The organism is Micromonospora sp. MH33 (assembly GCF_003013775.1).
Lineage (GTDB): Bacteria > Actinomycetota > Actinomycetes > Mycobacteriales > Micromonosporaceae > Micromonospora > Micromonospora fulviviridis.
The window spans coordinates 1-17,153 of the sequence record NZ_MUYZ01000022.1; the positions used below are offsets into that span (position 1 = coordinate 1).

Annotated in this window: 14 protein-coding genes; 7 read left to right on the forward strand and 7 right to left on the reverse strand. The window is 74.3% G+C overall.

The genetic code is table 11. The features are described 5' to 3' along the window. Together B0E53_RS06225 and B0E53_RS06230 are read left to right on the forward strand one after the other, a co-directional pair. On the forward strand, nt 1-945 hold a 945-nt coding region (locus B0E53_RS06225; protein WP_246835266.1), incomplete at its 5' end, for a metallophosphoesterase. 94 nt (nt 946-1,039) lie between these two features. Continuing rightward, nucleotides 1,040-4,231, forward strand: coding sequence for a UvrD-helicase domain-containing protein (locus tag B0E53_RS06230; RefSeq protein ID WP_107075112.1), 3,192 nt, complete (start codon nt 1,040-1,042; stop codon nt 4,229-4,231). 79 nt (nt 4,232-4,310) lie between these two features. Here the strand turns inward: B0E53_RS06230 and B0E53_RS06235 are convergent, their stop codons facing one another. Continuing rightward, nucleotides 4,311-4,958, reverse strand: a complete 648-nt coding sequence (locus B0E53_RS06235) for an A24 family peptidase (RefSeq protein ID WP_107075113.1) — start codon at nt 4,956-4,958, stop codon at nt 4,311-4,313. A gap of 10 nt (nt 4,959-4,968) precedes the next feature. After that, complete coding sequence (locus B0E53_RS06240) at nt 4,969-5,976, reverse strand: EamA family transporter (RefSeq protein WP_107075114.1); 1,008 nt, start codon at nt 5,974-5,976, stop codon at nt 4,969-4,971. A gap of 86 nt (nt 5,977-6,062) precedes the next feature. On the opposite strand from B0E53_RS06240, the gene B0E53_RS06245 reads away from it, so the two are divergent. Both B0E53_RS06245 and B0E53_RS06250 read left to right on the forward strand, forming a co-directional pair. Next, nucleotides 6,063-6,824 (forward strand): flagellar basal body protein FliL, encoded by a 762-nt coding sequence (locus B0E53_RS06245; RefSeq protein WP_107075115.1) that lies wholly within the window; start codon nt 6,063-6,065, stop codon nt 6,822-6,824. Nucleotides 6,825-6,959: 135 nt separating this feature from the next. Further along, entirely contained in the window at nt 6,960-8,195 is a 1,236-nt protein-coding gene (locus tag B0E53_RS06250) for an ATP-binding protein (protein ID WP_107075116.1), read from the forward strand. Between the two features lie 7 nt (nt 8,196-8,202). Here the strand turns inward: B0E53_RS06250 and B0E53_RS06255 are convergent, their stop codons facing one another. Then, a complete protein-coding gene (locus B0E53_RS06255; RefSeq protein WP_107075117.1) occupies nt 8,203-8,748 on the reverse strand; it encodes an N-acetyltransferase in 546 nt (181 codons plus the stop codon). A 135-nt stretch (nt 8,749-8,883) separates the two neighbouring features. On the opposite strand from B0E53_RS06255, the gene B0E53_RS06260 reads away from it, so the two are divergent. Continuing rightward, nucleotides 8,884-9,429 (forward strand): DoxX family protein, encoded by a 546-nt coding sequence (locus B0E53_RS06260; protein ID WP_107075118.1) that lies wholly within the window; start codon nt 8,884-8,886, stop codon nt 9,427-9,429. A gap of 204 nt (nt 9,430-9,633) precedes the next feature. Further along, nucleotides 9,634-11,070, forward strand: coding sequence for a glycosyltransferase 87 family protein (locus B0E53_RS06265; RefSeq protein WP_107075119.1), 1,437 nt, complete (start codon nt 9,634-9,636; stop codon nt 11,068-11,070). A 3-nt stretch (nt 11,071-11,073) separates the two neighbouring features. Here the strand turns inward: B0E53_RS06265 and B0E53_RS06270 are convergent, their stop codons facing one another. The 4 genes from B0E53_RS06270 to moaC form a co-directional block, all read right to left on the reverse strand. Then, nucleotides 11,074-11,505, reverse strand: coding sequence for a molybdenum cofactor biosynthesis protein MoaE (locus tag B0E53_RS06270; RefSeq protein WP_107075120.1), 432 nt, complete (start codon nt 11,503-11,505; stop codon nt 11,074-11,076). A gap of 114 nt (nt 11,506-11,619) precedes the next feature. Further along, nucleotides 11,620-12,879 carry a molybdopterin molybdotransferase MoeA gene (locus B0E53_RS06275; protein WP_107075121.1) on the reverse strand — a complete coding sequence of 420 codons (1,260 nt, stop codon included), beginning with the start codon at nt 12,877-12,879 and terminating at the stop codon, nt 11,620-11,622. Nucleotides 12,880-12,928: 49 nt separating this feature from the next. Beyond that, a complete protein-coding gene (locus B0E53_RS06280; protein ID WP_107075140.1) occupies nt 12,929-13,399 on the reverse strand; it encodes a MogA/MoaB family molybdenum cofactor biosynthesis protein in 471 nt (156 codons plus the stop codon). Further along, on the reverse strand, nt 13,396-13,887 hold the full coding sequence (gene moaC, locus B0E53_RS06285; protein ID WP_107075122.1) for a cyclic pyranopterin monophosphate synthase MoaC: 492 nt from the start codon (nt 13,885-13,887) through the stop codon (nt 13,396-13,398). Before moaC ends, B0E53_RS06280 begins: the two co-directional genes overlap by 4 nt. A gap of 718 nt (nt 13,888-14,605) precedes the next feature. Between moaC and B0E53_RS06290 the strand changes: the two genes are divergently transcribed. Continuing rightward, complete coding sequence (locus B0E53_RS06290) at nt 14,606-17,122, forward strand: bifunctional diguanylate cyclase/phosphodiesterase (protein ID WP_210405957.1); 2,517 nt, start codon at nt 14,606-14,608, stop codon at nt 17,120-17,122. Nucleotides 17,123-17,153: the final 31 nt, after the last annotated feature.

Consider the following 17,153-nt stretch of genomic DNA (forward strand, 5'->3'; position numbering starts at 1 on the left):
GCGGGGTCCGCCGGGTCGGCCGAGCCGCCGGCCGGCGAGGACAGCGGGCCGCGGCCCGCCGGATCGCAGGACGGCCGCGACCCCGCGGGGGACCGGCCGGACCACGACCCGTCCCGCCGGTTGCTGCTCGCCCGGGGGGCCGCGATCTTCGCCGGGCTCACCGCCGCGGGTGTCACCGGGTACGGCGTACGCACCGCGATGGGACCGCCCCGACTGGACCGGGTGCGGATCCCGCTGGCCAAGCTGCCACGGGGCATGGACGGGCTGCGCATCGCCACCGTCTCGGACATCCACCTCGGGCCGCTGCGCGGCCGGGCACACACCGAGCGGATCGTCGCGATGATCAACCGGCTCGACGCCGACTTGGTGGCGGTCGTCGGTGACCTGGTCGACGGCTCGGTGGCCGAGCTGGGCACGGCCGCCGAACCGCTGCGCGACCTGCGCTCCCGCTACGGGAGCTTCTTCGTCACCGGCAACCACGAGTACTACTCCGGCGTGGAGGAGTGGGTGCGGGAGGTGGACCGGCTCGGCCTGCGGGTGCTCCAGAACGAGCGCCAGGAGATCCGGGCCCGGGGCGGCGTGCTGGACCTGGCCGGGGTCAACGACGTCACCGCCGCCGGCACCGGGCTGGCCGCCCCCGCCGACTACGCCGCCGCCCTCGGCGACCGCGACCCGAGCCGCCCCGTGGTGCTGCTGGCCCACCAGCCGGTGGCCGCGCATGAGGCGGCGAAGTTCGGCGTGGACCTCCAGCTCTCCGGGCACACCCACGGCGGCCAGATGGTGCCGTTCAACCTGCTGGTGAAGCTCCAGCAGCCGGTGGTCTCCGGGCTTGGCGAGGTGGACGGCACCAAGGTGTACGTGACCAACGGCGCCGGCTTCTGGGGCCCGCCGGTCCGGGTGGGCGCGCCGCCGCAGGTGACCCTGGTGGAGTTGCGCGCCCCATAGCGCGTCCCGGCCGCCCGGTCCAGCACCGCATTGCTCAGGTCACGCGTACGCGTGGCGGCGGGCGGGCAGGGGACCGGGCGTGACAGGATGCGGCGTGCCTCCGTTCAGCGCCGCACCCCCCGGTGGCCTCCCGCCGTTCGTCGCGGATCTGCACATCCACTCGAAGTACTCGCGCGCGTGCAGCCGTGACCTGACCCTGCCGAACCTCGGCTGGTGGGCCCGACGCAAGGGCATCGGCGTGCTCGGCACCGGTGACTTCACCCACCCGGCCTGGTACGACCACCTGCGCGAGACCCTGCACCCCGCCGAGCCCGGCCTCTACCGGCTGAGCCCCGAGGCGGAGCGGGACATCGCCCGGCGGCTGCCGCCCCGGCTGGCGAGCGAGGCGGAGGCGGACCCGGTCCGGTTCATGCTCAGCGTGGAGATCTCCACGATCTACAAGCGGGACGACCGGACCCGGAAGGTGCACCACCTCATCTACCTGCCGGACCTGGAGGCGGTGGCCCGGTTCAACGCCGCGCTGGGGCGGATCGGCAACCTGGGCTCGGACGGCCGGCCGATCCTCGGGCTGGACTCCCGCGACCTGCTGGAGATCACCCTGGCGGCCAGCCCGGACGGCTACCTGGTGCCGGCGCACATCTGGACGCCCTGGTTCTCCGCGCTCGGCTCGAAGTCCGGCTTCGACGCGATCGCCGACTGCTACGCCGACCTGGCCGAACACATCTTCGCCGTGGAGACCGGCCTCTCCTCCGACCCGGAGATGAACTGGCGGGTCGGCAGCCTGGACCGCTACCAGCTGGTGTCGAACTCGGACGCGCACTCGCCGCCGGCGCTGGCCCGCGAGGCCACCGTCCTCGACTCGGCCCGCGACTACTTCGCCATCCGCGAGGCGCTGCGCACCGGCGACGGGCTGGCCGGCACCATCGAGTTCTTCCCGGAGGAGGGCAAGTACCACGCCGACGGGCACCGGCTCTGCGGGGTGAACTGGTCCCCGGAGCGGACCCGGGAGGCGGGCGGGCGCTGCCCGGAGTGCGGCAAGCCGCTGACGGTGGGCGTACTGAGCCGGGTGGCCGAGCTGGCCGACCGTCCCGAGGGGCACCGGCCGGCGCACGCCCGGGACGTGACCCACCTCGTGCCACTGGCCGAGATCCTCGGCGAGCTCAACAAGGTCGGCGCGCGGTCCAAGAAGGTCGAGGGGAAGCTCCACGAGCTGATCGCCGCGCTCGGCCCGGAGCTGGACATCCTCATCCGTACCCCGCTGGACGAGATCGGCCGGGTCGGCGGCGAGCTGCTCGCCGAGGGCATCGGCCGGCTGCGCCGCGGCGAGGTGCGCCGGGTTCCCGGCTACGACGGCGAGTACGGCGTGATCACGCTCTTCGACCCGGCCGAGCTGGGCTCGTCGGGCGGGGGCGCCGGCCAGGACGCGCTCTTCGACGTACCCGTGCCCGCGCAGCGGAAGCCCGCGGAGCCGGCGCCGAAGCCGAAGGCCCGGCGCCCGGCGGCGGCCAAGGCGGAGCCGAAGCGCAAGCCGGCCCCGCCGCCCCCGCCACCGATCGCGCCGGCGCCCTCCCCGCACGAGCCGTTCGAGCCGATGCTCGCCGGGATGGAGGAGGTCGGCACCGGGCTGCTGGACCGGCTCGACGCGATGCAGCGGGTGGCCGCCTCCGCGCCGGGCGGCCCGCTGCTCATCGTGGCCGGCCCGGGCACCGGGAAGACCCGCACGCTGACCCACCGGATCGCCTACCTCTGCGCGGAGCTGAACGTCTTCCCGGAGCAGTGCCTCGCGATCACCTTCACCCGCCGGGCCGCCGAGGAGCTGCGGCACCGGCTGGACGGGCTGCTCGGCCCGGTGGCCGAGGACGTCACCGTCGGCACCTTCCACTCGCTGGGCCTGACCATCCTGCGGGAGAACGCGCAGGCGGCCGGGCTGCCGGCGGACTTCCGGATCGCCGACGACGCCGACCGGGCCGCCGCCCGCGCGGAGGCCGGCGGCGACGACGAGCGGTACGCCGCGCTGCTGCGCAAGCGGGACCTGGTCGACCTTGACGAGCTGCTCACCCTGCCGGTGGCGCTGCTGAGGGCGGACCGGAAGCTGGTCCGGGAGTACCGCGAGCGCTGGAAGTGGATCTTCGTCGACGAGTACCAGGACGTCGACGCCGTCCAGTACGAGCTGCTCCGGCTGCTCAGCCCGGCCAACGGCAACCTCTGCGCGATCGGCGACCCCGACCAGGCGATCTACTCGTTCCGGGGGGCGGACGTCGGCTACTTCCTGCGCTTCTCCCAGGACTTCACCGACGCCCGCCTGGTCCGGTTGAACCGCAACTACCGGTCGTCGGCGCCGATCCTGGCCGCCGCGGTGCAGGCCATCGCGCCGTCGTCGCTGGTCCGGGGCCGCCGCCTCGACCCGGCCCGGCTCGACCCGGAGGCCCCGCTGGTCGGTCGCTACGCCGCGTCCTCCGTCGCGGACGAGGCCGATTTCCTGGTACGCACCATCGACGACCTGGTCGGCGGCCTCTCCCACCGCTCGCTCGACTCGGGCCGGATCGACGGGCGGGCCACGTCGCTGTCCTTCTCCGACATCGCGGTGCTCTACCGCACCGACTCGCAGGCCGCGCCGATCGTGGACGCGCTGGCCCGGGCGAACATCCCGGTGCAGAAGCGCTCGCACGACCGGCTGCGCGACCGGCCGGGCGTGACCGCCATCGCCCGCGAGCTGCGGCACGCCGGGCTCGACGGTTCCCTGGCCGCCCGGGTACGGCTGGCCGGCCAGCTCGTGGCGGAGCGCTTCGCCGTGCCGACCCTCGACGGCTCCGGCGCGGTACGCCCCGAGGACGTCCGCGGCGCGGTCGACCTGCTCACCCCGCTGGCCCGGCGCTGCGGCGACGACCTCGGGCTGTTCCTCGCGCAGCTCGCGACCGGGGCGGAGGTGGACGCCCTCGACCCGCGCGCCGAGGCGGTCACCCTGCTCACCCTGCACGCGGCCAAGGGGCTGGAGTTCCCGGTGGTCTTCCTGGTCGGCGCCGAGGACGGGTTGCTGCCGCTGCGCTGGCCCGGGCAGGAGCCGGACGACGACGCGGTGGCCGAGGAGCGGCGGCTCTTCTTCGTCGGGCTGACCCGGGCCCAGGACCGGCTCTACGTGAGCCACGCCGCCCGGCGTACCCGGCACGGGTCCGAGCGCGAGTGCCGCCCGTCCCCGTTCCTCGACGTGATCGACCCGGGGCTGTTCGAGCGCTTCGGCGACACCGAACCCCGCCGCCCCAAGGACCGCCAGCTCCGGCTGATCTGAGCCCTCGACGCCAGCTCGCCGAACTGGCGGCATCCCGATCCAGCTCGCCCCAGGCCGGGCACAGCCGGATCGGCCCGGGTCACGCGAGCAGGACCGCCAGCCAGGCGCCGGTGAGGATCGCCGGGCCGAACGGGACAGGGGTGTCGCGGCGTACCCGGCCGGCGGCGAGCAGGGCGAGGACGATCACCCCGTTCAGCAGGTGCGGGAGGAGCAGTCCGACGCCCAGGGTCGGCCAGCCGAGCCAGCCGAGCGGCAGGCCGAGCGCGGCGGCGAGCTTGACGTCGCCGAAGCCGAGCCGCGAGTGGGGAAGCAGGGCGAGCAGCACGTAGCCGGCGAAGGAGACGGCCGCGCCGGCCACGGCGGTCAGCAGCCGTTCCGGGGTGCCGCTGACCAGCGCGACGGGGACCAGGCCGAGCGCGGCCGCTCCCGCCGCGGCGGCCACCAGCCGGTCGGGCAGCCGCAGGCAGGCCAGGTCGGCAAGGGCGAGCGCCAACCCGACCGTGGCCACCGCCAGGAACGCCGGCAACGCCGGGTCACCGCCCCGCGCGACGGCGAGCCCTCCGAACACCAGCGTTCCGGCCAGCACCGCCGCCCCGAGCCGGTCATCCGGCCCGGGGGACCGGACGGCGGGAGGCGGAGAGCGGGTGACGACCCCGGCGAGCGGGACGGCGGCCCGGCCGGCCAGCGCGCCGAGGAGCGCGACACCCGTCACCAGCCCGGCCGACACGGGCCGGACCTTACCGGCGGGCCGGCTCCGGGGCCGCCCCGTCGACGGGTCGTGCCGCCGACCGGCGTGGGCGCTCGGTGCTCACCACCACCGCGACGCCGGCCACGATCACCGCGCCGCCGAGCAGCACCTGGGCGGTCACCGGCTCGGCGGCGAACAGCGCGCCGAGCGCCACCGCGACCGCCGGGTTCACGTACGCGTAGGTGGAGACCAGGGAGATCGGCGCGTGGGCCAGCAGCCAGACGTACGCCGTGAAGGCCACCAGCGAGCCGGCCACCATGAGGTAGGCCAGCGCCGCCCAGGAGCGGCCGGTCACCTCGGCGGGGGAGAAGTCGTGCAGCTCGCCCCGCACCGTGGCGATCACGGCGAGCGCCGCCGCGCCGGCGACCATCTCGTAGACGGTGGCCACGAACGGGTCGTCCGGCATCCGGATCCGGCCGGAGAGGTACGAGCCGACCGACCAGCTGACGGCCCCCGCCACGACGGTCAGCGCCCCGACCAGCGGCACGCTCCCCGACCCGCCGCTCGGCAGCACGAGCAGCACGAGACCGACGAAGCCGACGGCCACCCCGGCGTAGGTCCACGGCCGGGGCCGGTCGCCGCCGACCGTCCGCAGCAGCACCACCAGGAGCGGGACGGTGGCCACCAGCAGCGCGGCGATGCCGGAGGGCAGCGCGGTCCCCTCCGGGCCGGACTCGGCGAGCACCACGAGACCGTTGCCGCCGGCCAGCAGCAGCACGCCGACCAGCGCGGCCGAGCCGAGCTGCCGTCGGTCGACGCGGAGCGCCCCCGGCCCGCGGCGCAGCCGCAGCACCAGGGCGAGCACCACCGCGGCGGCGGCGAACCGCAGCGCGGCGGAGGTGAGCGCCGGCAGGGACTCGACCGCGACCCGGATGCCCAGGTAGGTCGAGCCCCAGAGCACGTAGACCAGGACCAGCGCGGTCCAGATCAGGGCCGGGCGGGTCGGGGCTGCGGGGCGGGCGAGGGCGGGCGTCGCACTCGTGGGGCGTGAGCTCATCGGTGGACCACGCTACGGTGACCACGGCGTCGGCGTCCCCCATTGGTGGCCGGCCTCTCAGCACTGGCGTACGCAGGAGGGCGTTCATGTCGAACTTCGGACCACCGGGCGGCGGCTCCCCCGAGCCGTGGGGTGGGCGGCGCCCTGACGACGGGTACGGTCCGCCGGCCGATCCGCGCTACGACCCGGGGTACGGCGGGCAGCCGGGCGGCTGGGGCGAGCCACCGACGCAGCGCTACGAGCCGCCGGCCCAGCGCTACGACCAGCCGACCCAGGGCTACGAGCCGGCCCCCGCCTGGAACGCCGGCCCACCGCCCGCCGCCCCGCCCTACCAGAGCTACCCGGCCGATCCCGGATACGGCGGGCAGCCACCGCACGCCGAGCCGGCGCCGCCGAAGCGCGGCAAGGGGCCGCTGCTCGTGGTGCTGGTCGTGCTGGCGGTGTTGCTGCTCGGCGGCGCCGGCGCGTACTGGGTGCTCGGCCGGGACGACGCGACCCCGACGGGCGGGACGGCGTCCTCCTCCGCGCCGGCCGCCGGCCCCACCGGGGCGGCGAGCGAGCCGGCCGACGCGGCGACCACCCCGCCGGCCCCGGCGTCCTCGACCGACCCGCGTTTCGTGAAGGCGGGCCAGTGCGTCGCCAACGAGGGCGGCTCCGGCCAGCCGAAGCTGGTGATCACCGAGTGCGGCTCGAAGACCTACCAGGTGCTGCGCCGCATCGACGGGTCGACCAGCGGCAAGAAGGACGCCGAGTCGAAGTGCGCCAAGGTCGAGGGCTACACCGACTGGTACTTCTTCGACAGCCAGCTCGACACCCTCGACTTCGTGCTCTGCCTCAAGCGGCGGTAGGACCCGTAGCCAAAACTAGGGCTGTCTAGCGCTCAAGCTAGACAGCCCTAGTTTTGTCTCGACGGCCCCGACACGCGGTAGTCGCATCTACGCATGTCTAGCCCCGCCGCTAGACGGCCCGATACTGTGCGATTCGTGGATCCGGTCCGCAACCCGTACGCCCCCGGCGCCGGTCAGCGCCCGCCCGAGCTCGCCGGGCGGGGGCGGGAGCTGGACGTCTTCGACGTGGTGCTGGAGCGGATCGCCCGCGGCCGGCCGGAACGCAGCCTGATGCTCACCGGGCTGCGCGGCGTCGGCAAGACCGTCCTGCTCAACACCCTGCGCTCGCAGGCCATCAACCACCTCTGGGGCACCGGCAAGATCGAGGCCCGGCCGGACCAGTCGCTGCGCCGGCCGGTCGCCGCCGCCCTGCACATGGCGGTCCGCGAGCTCGCCCCCCGGCACCGCGCCCCCGACCGGATCGACGCCTTCCTCGGCGTGCTCAAGGCGTTCGCCCAGCGAGCCGTGCCGGCCGGGCGCGGCGGGGCCGCCCCGAAGCTGCGCGACCGCTGGCAGCCCGGCATCGACGTGCCGGCCAGCAGCGGCCGGGCCGACTCCGGGGACATCGAGATCGACCTCGTCGAGCTGCTCACCGACGCCGCCGCGGTGGCCACCGACGTGGGCACCGGCATCGCGATCTTCATCGACGAGATGCAGGACCTCGGCGCGGAGGACGTGTCCGCGCTCTGCGCCGCCTGCCACGAGCTGTCCCAGCTCGGCGCGCCGCTGATCGTGGTGGGCGCCGGGCTGCCGCACCTGCCGGCCGTGCTGAGCGCCGCGAAGTCGTACTCCGAGCGGCTCTTCCGCTACCAGCGGATCGACCGGCTGGACCGGATCGCCGCCGACCAGGCGCTCTGCGCCCCGGCCGAGCGGGAGGAGGTCGAGTACGAGCAGAAGGCCCTCGACCTGCTCTACGAGAAGTCCGGCGGCTACCCGTACTTCGTCCAGGCGTACGGGAAGGCCACCTGGGACCACGCGCCCCGCTCGCCGATCACCGCGGCGGACGTCCGGGTCGCCGCGCCCGAGGCGGAGGCCGAGCTGGCGGTGGGCTTCTTCGGCTCCCGGTTCGAGCGGGCCACCCCGGCCGAGCGCGAGTACATGCGCGCCATGGCGACGCTCGCGCTGGTGGACGGGGAGGAGAGCGGTCGCGACGACATGGACGCGGCGGTGCCCACCGCGGAGATCGCCCGGGCGCTCGGCCGCAAGCCGGCCAGCCTCTCGCCGGCCCGCGACGCGCTGATCAAGAAGGGGCTCATCTACTCCGGCGAGCGGGGGACGGTCGCCTTCACCGTCCCGCACTTCGGCCGCTACCTGCGCACCCAGCCGGCCTGACCGCCGGTCAGACCTTGGACCAGGGCGGCGGGAAGACCACCTCGCCGGACGGGGGCGGCGGCTCGTCGCCGGTGGACGGCGGCAGCACCAGCGCCTGCCACGGCTCCCCCAAACCCGACCACGGGCTGGTCAGCCCCAGCCGGTCCGCCCGGCCGAACCCGAACCGGCGGTAGTACGCCGGGTCGCCCAGCACCACCACCAGCCGCTCGCCCAGTTCGGTGGCGGCGTCGAGGGCGGCCTGTACGACGGCCGCGCCGTGCCCGATCCGCTGCCGGTGCGGGGCGACCGCCACCGGGCCGAGCGCCAGCGCCGGCCAGGTGCCGCCGTCGGTGCACACCTGCACCCGGGTGAGCAGCGCGTAGCCCACCACCTCGCCGCCGTACTCGGCGACCATGGCCAGCTCCGGGATCCAGGCGTCGCTGCGCCGCAGGTCCTCCACCAGCCCCACCTCGGGCGGGGTGGTCACGTCGGGGCGGGCGAACGCGGCGGCCAGCACCCGGGCGACCGGCGCCTCGTCCGCCGGGTCCTCGGGTCGGAGTCGCAGGGTCGTCACCCGCGCGACCTTACCGCGCGGAGGCCGTCCATCCGCGACGGTCGCTGAAATCGGTACCGTGCGGACGTCCACGTCGGCCGATCCCTTTCGGGTGTTGCAGGGGTGCCGAGGGTCGCGACGGGGTATGACTGAGCCATGAAGCCCGTGCGCTCCCTCGCCCGCGTCATGTTGAGCGGCATCTTCGTGGTCAGCGGCGCCCGCAACCTGCGGAACCCGGGACGGCTCGTCCCGGCCGCGCAGCCGATCACCGACAAGGTCACGCCGCTGATCCAGAACATCAACCCCCGCATCCCCACCGACACGGCGACCCTGGTGCGGGCCAACTCGGCCACCCAACTGGTCGCCGGGCTGATGCTGGCGACCGGCAGGTTCACCCGGCCGGCCGCGCTCGTCCTTGCCGCCACCCTGGTGCCGACCACCGCCGCCGGCCATCCCTTCTGGAACAACGACGACCCGGCGGCGCGGAACAACAACCAGGTCCACTTCCTGAAGAACCTCGGGCTCTTCGGCGGCCTCCTCCTCGCCGCTGCCGACACCGAGGGCAAGCCGGGACTCCGCTGGCGCACCGGCCACCGGATCAACCACTCGCGCCGCTCGGTGCAGCGCGCGGTCCGGACCGCCCGCCGGGAGGCGAAGATCGCCGTACGCTCGGCGGCCACCGCCCGTCGAATCCCAGGCTGACCTGCATCGATACGGCCACCACCCCCCGCAAGGCCACCAATCACCTGAACCGTCCGAGACCCGTTAACCCGGCGGAAATGTCAAAAACACGTGTGGGATCGGACACGGTCGCATAACGCGGGAGGCAGTGACGTGAGGCGCCGTTCTAGGCTCCGTGCTGGACCTGGACGGACAGGACGACCTTGGTACGGGGGTGGCCACGCCATGCCGACGACAGTCGGTAGACGGACGGACCGCCTCGTCCCCCTCCACCGCGTGACGCGGGGCATCGACCGCAGAACGGCCACACGGACGGGCATCGTGGCCGCCGTGGCCTACGCCGCCTGGCTCGCCATCGGCGCCTTCGGGCGGCCGTACAACTTCTTCGACATGAAGATCTACCACGGTGCCGTCGTGTACTGGGCGAGCGGCAACGAGCTGTACGACTTCATCGCCCCGTCGACCACCCTGGGCTTCACGTACCCGCCCTTCGCCGGCCTGGCCATGCTGCCGATGTCCTGGCTGCCGGTCGACGCCGCCGGCTGGCTCAACGCCCTGGCCAGCATCGCCGCGCTCGCCGTCGTGCTGGCCGCGCTGCTGCGCCCGATCGTCGACCGGCTGGGCTGGTCGCTCTGGTTCACCGTCGGCATCGCCACCCCGCTCGCCGCGGCCATCGAGCCATCCCGGGAGACCCTCGGCTACGGCCAGGTCAACCTGCTGCTCTTCGCGCTGATCATGGCGGACCTCGTCGGCCTGCGCTGGCGGGCCCGGCGCGGCACCCACTACGAGACCGCGGACTCGGCGCTGGCCCGGTTCGTCTACAGCGGCGCCTGGGCGGGGGTCGGCATCGGGCTGGCCACCGCGATCAAGCTCACCCCGGCGCTGTTCGTGGGGTATCTGGTGATCACCCGGCAGTGGCGGGCAGCGCTGATTGCGGTCGGCACCACCGTCGGCGTGACCATCGGGACGTTCGGGCTGGTCGGCGCGGAGTCGCGGACCTACTTCACCAGCGTGCTCTGGCAGACCGAGCGGGTGGGCGCGGCGGACATGACCGCCAACCAGTCGCTCGCCGGCCTGCTGGCCCGGCTCTACGACTCGATCGACACGCCCGGCCTGCTGTGGCTGGCCTTCTCGGTGCTGATGCTGGCGCTCGGGTTGTCCCGGGCGGCCAGTGCCCGCGCCGACGGCGACGAGCTGACCGCGTTCACCCTGGTCGGGCTCACCGCCAACGTGATCAGCCCGATTTCCTGGTCGCACCACCTGGTCTGGGTCATCCCGGCGATCATCGTGCTGGCCGACGCCGCGGTACGCCGCCACGAGGCGAGCCGCGGCCTGCTGCCCCGGGTCACCGGCACGCCGCCGGCCACCGGGGTGCCGGCGCTGCGCCCGCCGATCTGGTACCCGACCCTGACCGGGCTCCGGCACGGGGTGGGCGCGCTCGGGCTCTACCTGCTCTTCCTGATCTCGCCGATCTGGCCGTACGAGCACCAGCTCCCCGAGGTGTCCCACTACCAGGACGGCCTGTTCGGCGCGCTCATGGAGAACTCCCTGGCGATCGCCCTGATCGTGCTGGTCGCGGCGCTGCCCTGGCGGCCCGGCGCCGAACCGGCGTTCTACCACGACCGGCTGGCCCGGACGGCCCAGCTCGCCGCCCGGCGCTGACCGTCAGGGGCAGTTCACCCACTCCTCGGTGCCGTCGGCGAACACCTGCCGCTTCCAGATCGGCAGCCGCGCCTTCACCTCGTCGACCAGCCGCGCGCAGGCCGCGAAGGCCGCCGCCCGGTGCGCGGTGCTGACCGCCGCCACCAGGGCCACGTCGCCGATCTCCAGCGGACCGATCCGGTGCGACACGGCTACCGCGTACACCTCGGGTTCGGCGGCGATCTCGGCCGCCACCTCACGCAGCACGGCCTCGGCGGTCGGGTGGCCCTCGTACTCCAGCAGGTCGACCGTGCGGCCGTGGTCGTGGTCGCGGACCACGCCCTGGAACGAGACCACCGCGCCGGCCCGGCGGTCGGCGACCGCCGCCTCGTGCGCGGCCAGGTCCAACGGCCGGTCGGTCACCGCGCCGAGGACCACGCCGGCCGCCGCGCTCACTGTTCTCCCCCGGTTCGCGACTGCGGGGCTCGCAAGCCCGGCTCACTCCTCGCGCTCACTGTTCTCCCCCGGTTCGCGACTGCGGGGCTCGCAAGCCCGGCTCACTCCTCGCGCTCACCATGCCCGCTCCCCGGGGGTCAGCGGCAGCGGCACCACCGGCACCCGGTCGCCGGCCGCGCCGCTCGTGCCCGGCCGGATCACCGCGAAGCCGTCCGCGCCGGCCAGGCCGCGCAGCATCGCCGAGCCGACGTGCCGGACCGGGTGCGCGGTGCCCGCGACCCGGTCCCAACGCACCAGGGCGAGGTGGGTGTGGTCGCCCCGGCCCGGGACCGGCTCGGCCAGCGTGACCTGCGGCAGCACCGGCATCGGCCGACCCTGCAGGCCGGCGAGCAGCGGCGCGACCAGCGAGACCAGCGCGACGACGGCGGACTGCGGGTTGCCCGGCAGGCCGGCCACGAAGCGCACCCGGCCATCGTCGTCGACCAGCCGGGCCAGCAGCATCGGGAAGCCCGGCCGGACCGCCACGGTGTTCACCACGTAGTCGGCGCCGAGCGCCTCCAGCGTCGGGTGCAGGTGGTCGACGGGGCCGTGCATGGTGCCGCCGGTGGTGCAGACCAGGTCGGCGTCGGCCAGCGCGGCGCGCAGCGCGGCCACGTGGGCGGGCAGGGTGTCGGCCACCGGACCGACCACGTCGGCGGGGCGCACCTGGCAGCCGTACCGGCGCAGCCAGGCAGGCACCGAGGGGCCGAGCGCGTCGCGGACCCGGCCGGCCCCCGGCGGGCCCGAGGTCAGCAGCTCGTCACCGAAGACCAGCAGCGCGGCCCGGGGCCGGCGGCGGACCCGCAGGGTGTCGTGCCCGCAGGAGGCGGCCAGGCCGAGCACCGCCGGGTCGACCGGCGTGCCGGCGGGCAACAGCTCCTCCCCGGCGTACGCCTCCTCGCCCGGCTCACGCCACTCCGGCGTCGGACGGGGCGTGCCGGCCACCCGGCCGTCGGCCGTCCGGGTCGACTCCTCGATCCGCAGGATCGCCGTCGCGCCCGCGGGAACCATCGCGCCGGTGGCGATCTCGACCGCGCTGCCGTCGGCCTCCAGCGGCGGCGGGGTGTGCCCGGCGAGCACGCGGCCGACCACCTGCCACGGCCCGTCCCCGCGCACCGCCCAGCCGTCCACGCTGGAAGTCGGGAAGGCCGGCAGGTCGGTCTGCGGGGCCAGCGGCTCGGCCAGGGTGTGCCCGTCGGCGTCGGCGAGCGGCCGGCTGACCGCGGGGAGCGCGGCGGCGAGACCCACCGCGTACACCCGGGAGCGGGCCTCCTCCCACCCGGCCGGCGGCGGCGCGACGACCTCGGCCGCGGCGGCTGCGGTTTCCGTGCTCATCGACCGAGCCTATCCCCGGGGCGGTCGGCCGACGCTCCAGGGCGCGTGGTCAGTGGTCGCCGCCGCGCAGCTGGTCGACGGTGTGCCGCAGGATCGGCCCGAGCACCGCCAGCCCGTCCTTCGCCCCGCCGCGTGAGCCCGGCAGGTTCACCACCAGCATCCGGCCGGCCACCCCGGCCAGCCCACGGGACAGCGCGGCCGTCGGCACCGCGTCGCGGCTGTGCGCCCGGATCGCCTCGGCGATGCCGGGGATCTCGTAGTCGAGCAGGGGGCGGGTCACCTCGGGGGTGCGGTCGGTCGGGGTGACGCCCGTGCCGCCGCTGGTCAGCACCACGTCGACGCCCTCGTCGCGGGCCGCCCGCAACGCCTCGCCGACCGGCTCGCCGTCGGGCACCACGACCGGTTCGTCGACCTCGCAGCCCAGCTCCCGCAGGCCGGCGACGAGCAGCGGGCCGCTGGTGTCCGCGTAGACCCCGGCGGCGGCCCGGTTCGAGGCGACGATCACCCGGGCCCGGATCACGGCCGGTCCTCCGGCCGGACCCACTCGCCGGTCTTGCCGCCCTCCTTGCGCAGCACCCGGACGGCCTCCACCGAGGCCGCCGGGTCGACCGCCTTGACCATGTCGACCAGGGCGAGCCCGGCGACGGCCACCGCGGTGAGGGCCTCCATCTCGACCCCCGTCCGGTCGGCGGTCCTCGCCGTAGCGGTGATCTCGACCGTGTCGTCGGTGAGACGCAGGTCGACGGTGACGCCGTGCAGGGCGATCGGGTGGCAGAGCGGGATCAGGTCAGGGGTGCGCTTGGCCCCCATGATCCCGGCGAGCCGGCCGACCGCCAGCGCGTCTCCCTTGGGCAGGCCGTCGCGACGCAGCAACTCGACCACCTCGGCGGTGGTGCGGAGCCGGCCGGCGGCGACCGCGAGCCGGCCGGACACCGGCTTGGCGGAGACGTCGACCATCCGGGCCGCGCCGGCCGGGTCGACGTGGGTGAGCTGCGCGGGTTCGGTCACGGCCGCGAGCCTATCCGTCGAACGACCGCAGCAGCGGCCCCGGCGGAGGGCCGTCGCGCCCGCGGAGCCTTCGGGGCATCTCATCCTTCACTGACGGCGGGGGCGACCTGTCGAGCGCTGTCAATTCCTCCGCCTTGACAGAAGGGGAACCGCCCGCTCACCGTGCGCGTTCTTTGCCCAACCTCGCCGTTCCTGTTTCGATTAGGTGTTCGGGATTCCTCGGTGGTCGATATGGACGGGCCTTTCGCCCACGGAACGCAGCGCCATAGGCACTTGAAGCAATGACTGGGCGCCCCTCGGTCGCGCCGCTTCCACTGCTTCGGGAAGGAGTCGGACTGAAGCGTGGATGAGCAACCGCCGGCGAACGGCGAGACTGGTGAGCAGCACGACAGGGCAGTCCGGACCGGGAACGCGTTCCGCAGTTGATCGGACACAGAAAGGGGAGGACCCGACGCGCTCCGCACACATTCCGTGAACACAAAGTCGTGATAAGCCATCGTATTCGCTGATATTGCATATAGTTACATATATGCCTTCTAAACGCCACCTTCCTGACCTAAGCTGCTTTTCGTCTGAAGGGGCGCCCAAATTGTCGAGGCGCCGGGGGTCGAAGGAGGCGGGCAACATGCGCGGTACCGACTGGAACTGAAAACGGATCCAGGACCACCGGCGTCCGAGGTAGTCTCTTGCCACAGCCGGCGCAGTACCTGGGAGCGGTGTGACTCTTTCCCAGCGACGTGAGATCGAGACCGACAGGCGGCTGCGGCTGCTGGTCGGTCTCGTCGTCGTGGTGGCAACTGTCGTCGTGGTGGCGTCGCTCCCCGGCGCACTCCTCAGGGAACCTCCGAGGTCCGCCTACGACGTCGCAACTCTCACCATGCTGACCTTCATGATCGCGGTCGGCACCCTCGTCAAGGCACGGATCCGGATCCGGTCCACGACTCAGTCGATCAGCTGGAATGAAACCGCCATCGTCATCGGCGCCGCGATCATGTCGGTGCACTGGGTCGTGCTCTGCACCGCCGTCGGCATCGCCCTCGCATCCTTGCGATTGTCGCCGATCAAGATCGCCTTCGGCGTGGGGAAGAACGTCCTGGTCGCCGCCGGCGCCGGCACCGTCCTCGGTCTGCTGGACTGGACGTGGCCCGGCCAGCACCCACTGGTGATGCTGGCGCCCCTCGGCATCGCCTACCTGGTCGTCGCATTCGTCGACGACCTGCTGGCCATCCCGGTCATCGCTCTCGCCTCCGGCACCCAGGTACGTCGTCAGTTCCGCACCAACCTCGACCTGCGGATCGCGGGCTTCGCCGTCCGGTTCGTGGTCACCGCCTGCACCCTGGCGATCCTGTCGGTCGACCCACGGCTGCTGCTCGCCGTGCCGCCGCTGGTGCTCAGTCTGCACCTGGCCTACTCGACCCGGATCCGCACCCGCACCGAGCAGCACGCCTGGCAGCGACTCGCCCGGGCCACCGACGCACTCAACGTGGTCGACCTCGACCAGGTGCTGACCACCGCCGTCACCGAGGCCGCCGAGCTCTTCTCGGCCGACGAGGTCGAGATCGAGCTGCGCGATCGGCGACGCACGGTCCGCGGCAACGCCGGTGGCATCGCGTACGACGGGGCGGCCCCCGAGCCCAGCACGGTGGACGGCAGGGTCATGCCGGTCGCGCTGGAGGGACACGACCGAGCGGTGGACCTCGGGGTGCTGCGGCTGCGGTTCGCCGGGCCGGTCGAGCTGTCCGAGCGGGAGCAGTACACCCTGCGTACCTTCGCCTCGGCGCTCTGCACCGCGGTCCGCAACGCCCAGGCGTACGCCGAGCTGGCCCGGATCGCCGACGAGCACGCGTACGCCGCCACCCATGACGCGCTCACCGGGCTCTCCAATCGGCGGCACCTGCTCGACGAGGGCACCGAGCAGCTCGCCAACCGGCACGCCGACGGCGTCACCGCGCTGGTGCTGATCGACCTCAACCACTTCAAGGAGGTCAACGACACCCTCGGGCACGGCGCCGGCGACCGCGTGCTGACGCAGGTCGCCGACCGCCTACGCGGCGCGGCCCGCCCTGACGACCTGGTGGCCCGGCTCGGCGGCGACGAGTTCGCCGTCCTGCTGCGCGGCCTGCCCGCCCCGGCGATCGCCGCGCACCGCGCCGAGGCGCTGCTGGCCGCGCTGCACGAGCCGCTGGACCTGGACGGCATGCGGATCAGCGTGGAGGCCAGCGGCGGCATCGCGGTCGCGCCGGCCAGCGGCGGGATGCCCGAGCTGCTGCGCCGCGCCGACGTGGCGATGTACCAGGCCAAGCGGACCGGCCAGCGGATCGCCACCTACGCCCCGACCCGCGACACCGCCGACCTGGGCCGGCTCACCCTCGGCGGCGAACTGCCCCGGGCGGTCGCCGACCACGAGTTCACCGTCAACTTCCAGCCGATCGTCGACCTGGGCAGCGGCGAGGTGATCGGCGCGGAGGCGCTGGCCCGCTGGCACCACCCGACGCACGGCATGATCGACCCGCTGCGGTTCCTGGAGGCGGTCGAGCGCTCCGGGCTGCTGCCCGCCTTCGCGGAGGCGATCCTCGACCAGGCGCTGATCGCCGCCGGCTCCTGGCGGGACGCCGGCTTCGACCTGCCCGTCTCGGTGAACGTGTCGCCGCGCAGCCTCCTCGACGCCCGCTTCCCCGGGGCGGTGCTGGCCCGGCTGCGGGCGCACGACCTGCCGCCGGACCGGCTCGTGCTGGAGCTGACCGAGACCCTGACACTCAGCCAGCTCGACGTGGTCGACCGGGTGCTCAGCCGGCTGCGCGACTCCGGCGTACGGCTGGCCCTGGACGACTTCGGCACCGGCTACTCCTCCCTCTCTCTGCTCTCCCGGATCCCGGTGCACGAGCTGAAGATCGACCGGAGCTTCGTCACCGCGATGGAGAGCACGGCCGAGGCCGCCGCGGTGATCCGCTCCACCCTGGACCTGGGCCGCAGCCTCGACCTGACCGTGGTGGCCGAGGGCGTGGAGAGCGAGCCGCAGCGGCGGGCCCTGTGGGAGCTGGGCTGCGCCGCCGGGCAGGGCCACCTGTTCGCCCGGCCGCTGCCGTCCGGCACGCTGCTCGCCGCCCTCCAGCGGGGTGCCGGCGGCCGACCGGGGGCCCTCGCGCCGCCGCTGCACGACGCGGGCGCGGTGATCCGCCTGCCCGGCCGCCGCACCGGCGGCGGTCGCAACCGCACCGCCACCCCCGCTCCCTGACCACGGCAAGCCACCAAGATCCGCAGGTCGG

Bases quoted from the DNA above. Each gene is read 5' to 3' on its own strand.
- B0E53_RS06275 (WP_107075121.1), bottom strand. From the start codon at position 12,879: ATGAGCACGGAAACCGCAGCCGCCGCGGCCGAGGTCGTCGCGCCGCCG.
- B0E53_RS06240 (WP_107075114.1), bottom strand. From the start codon at position 5,976: ATGAGCTCACGCCCCACGAGTGCGACGCCCGCCCTCGCCCGCCCCGCA.
- B0E53_RS06265 (WP_107075119.1), top strand. From the start codon at position 9,634: ATGCCGACGACAGTCGGTAGACGGACGGACCGCCTCGTCCCCCTCCAC.
- B0E53_RS06260 (WP_107075118.1), top strand. From the start codon at position 8,884: ATGAAGCCCGTGCGCTCCCTCGCCCGCGTCATGTTGAGCGGCATCTTC.
- B0E53_RS06245 (WP_107075115.1), top strand. From the start codon at position 6,063: ATGTCGAACTTCGGACCACCGGGCGGCGGCTCCCCCGAGCCGTGGGGT.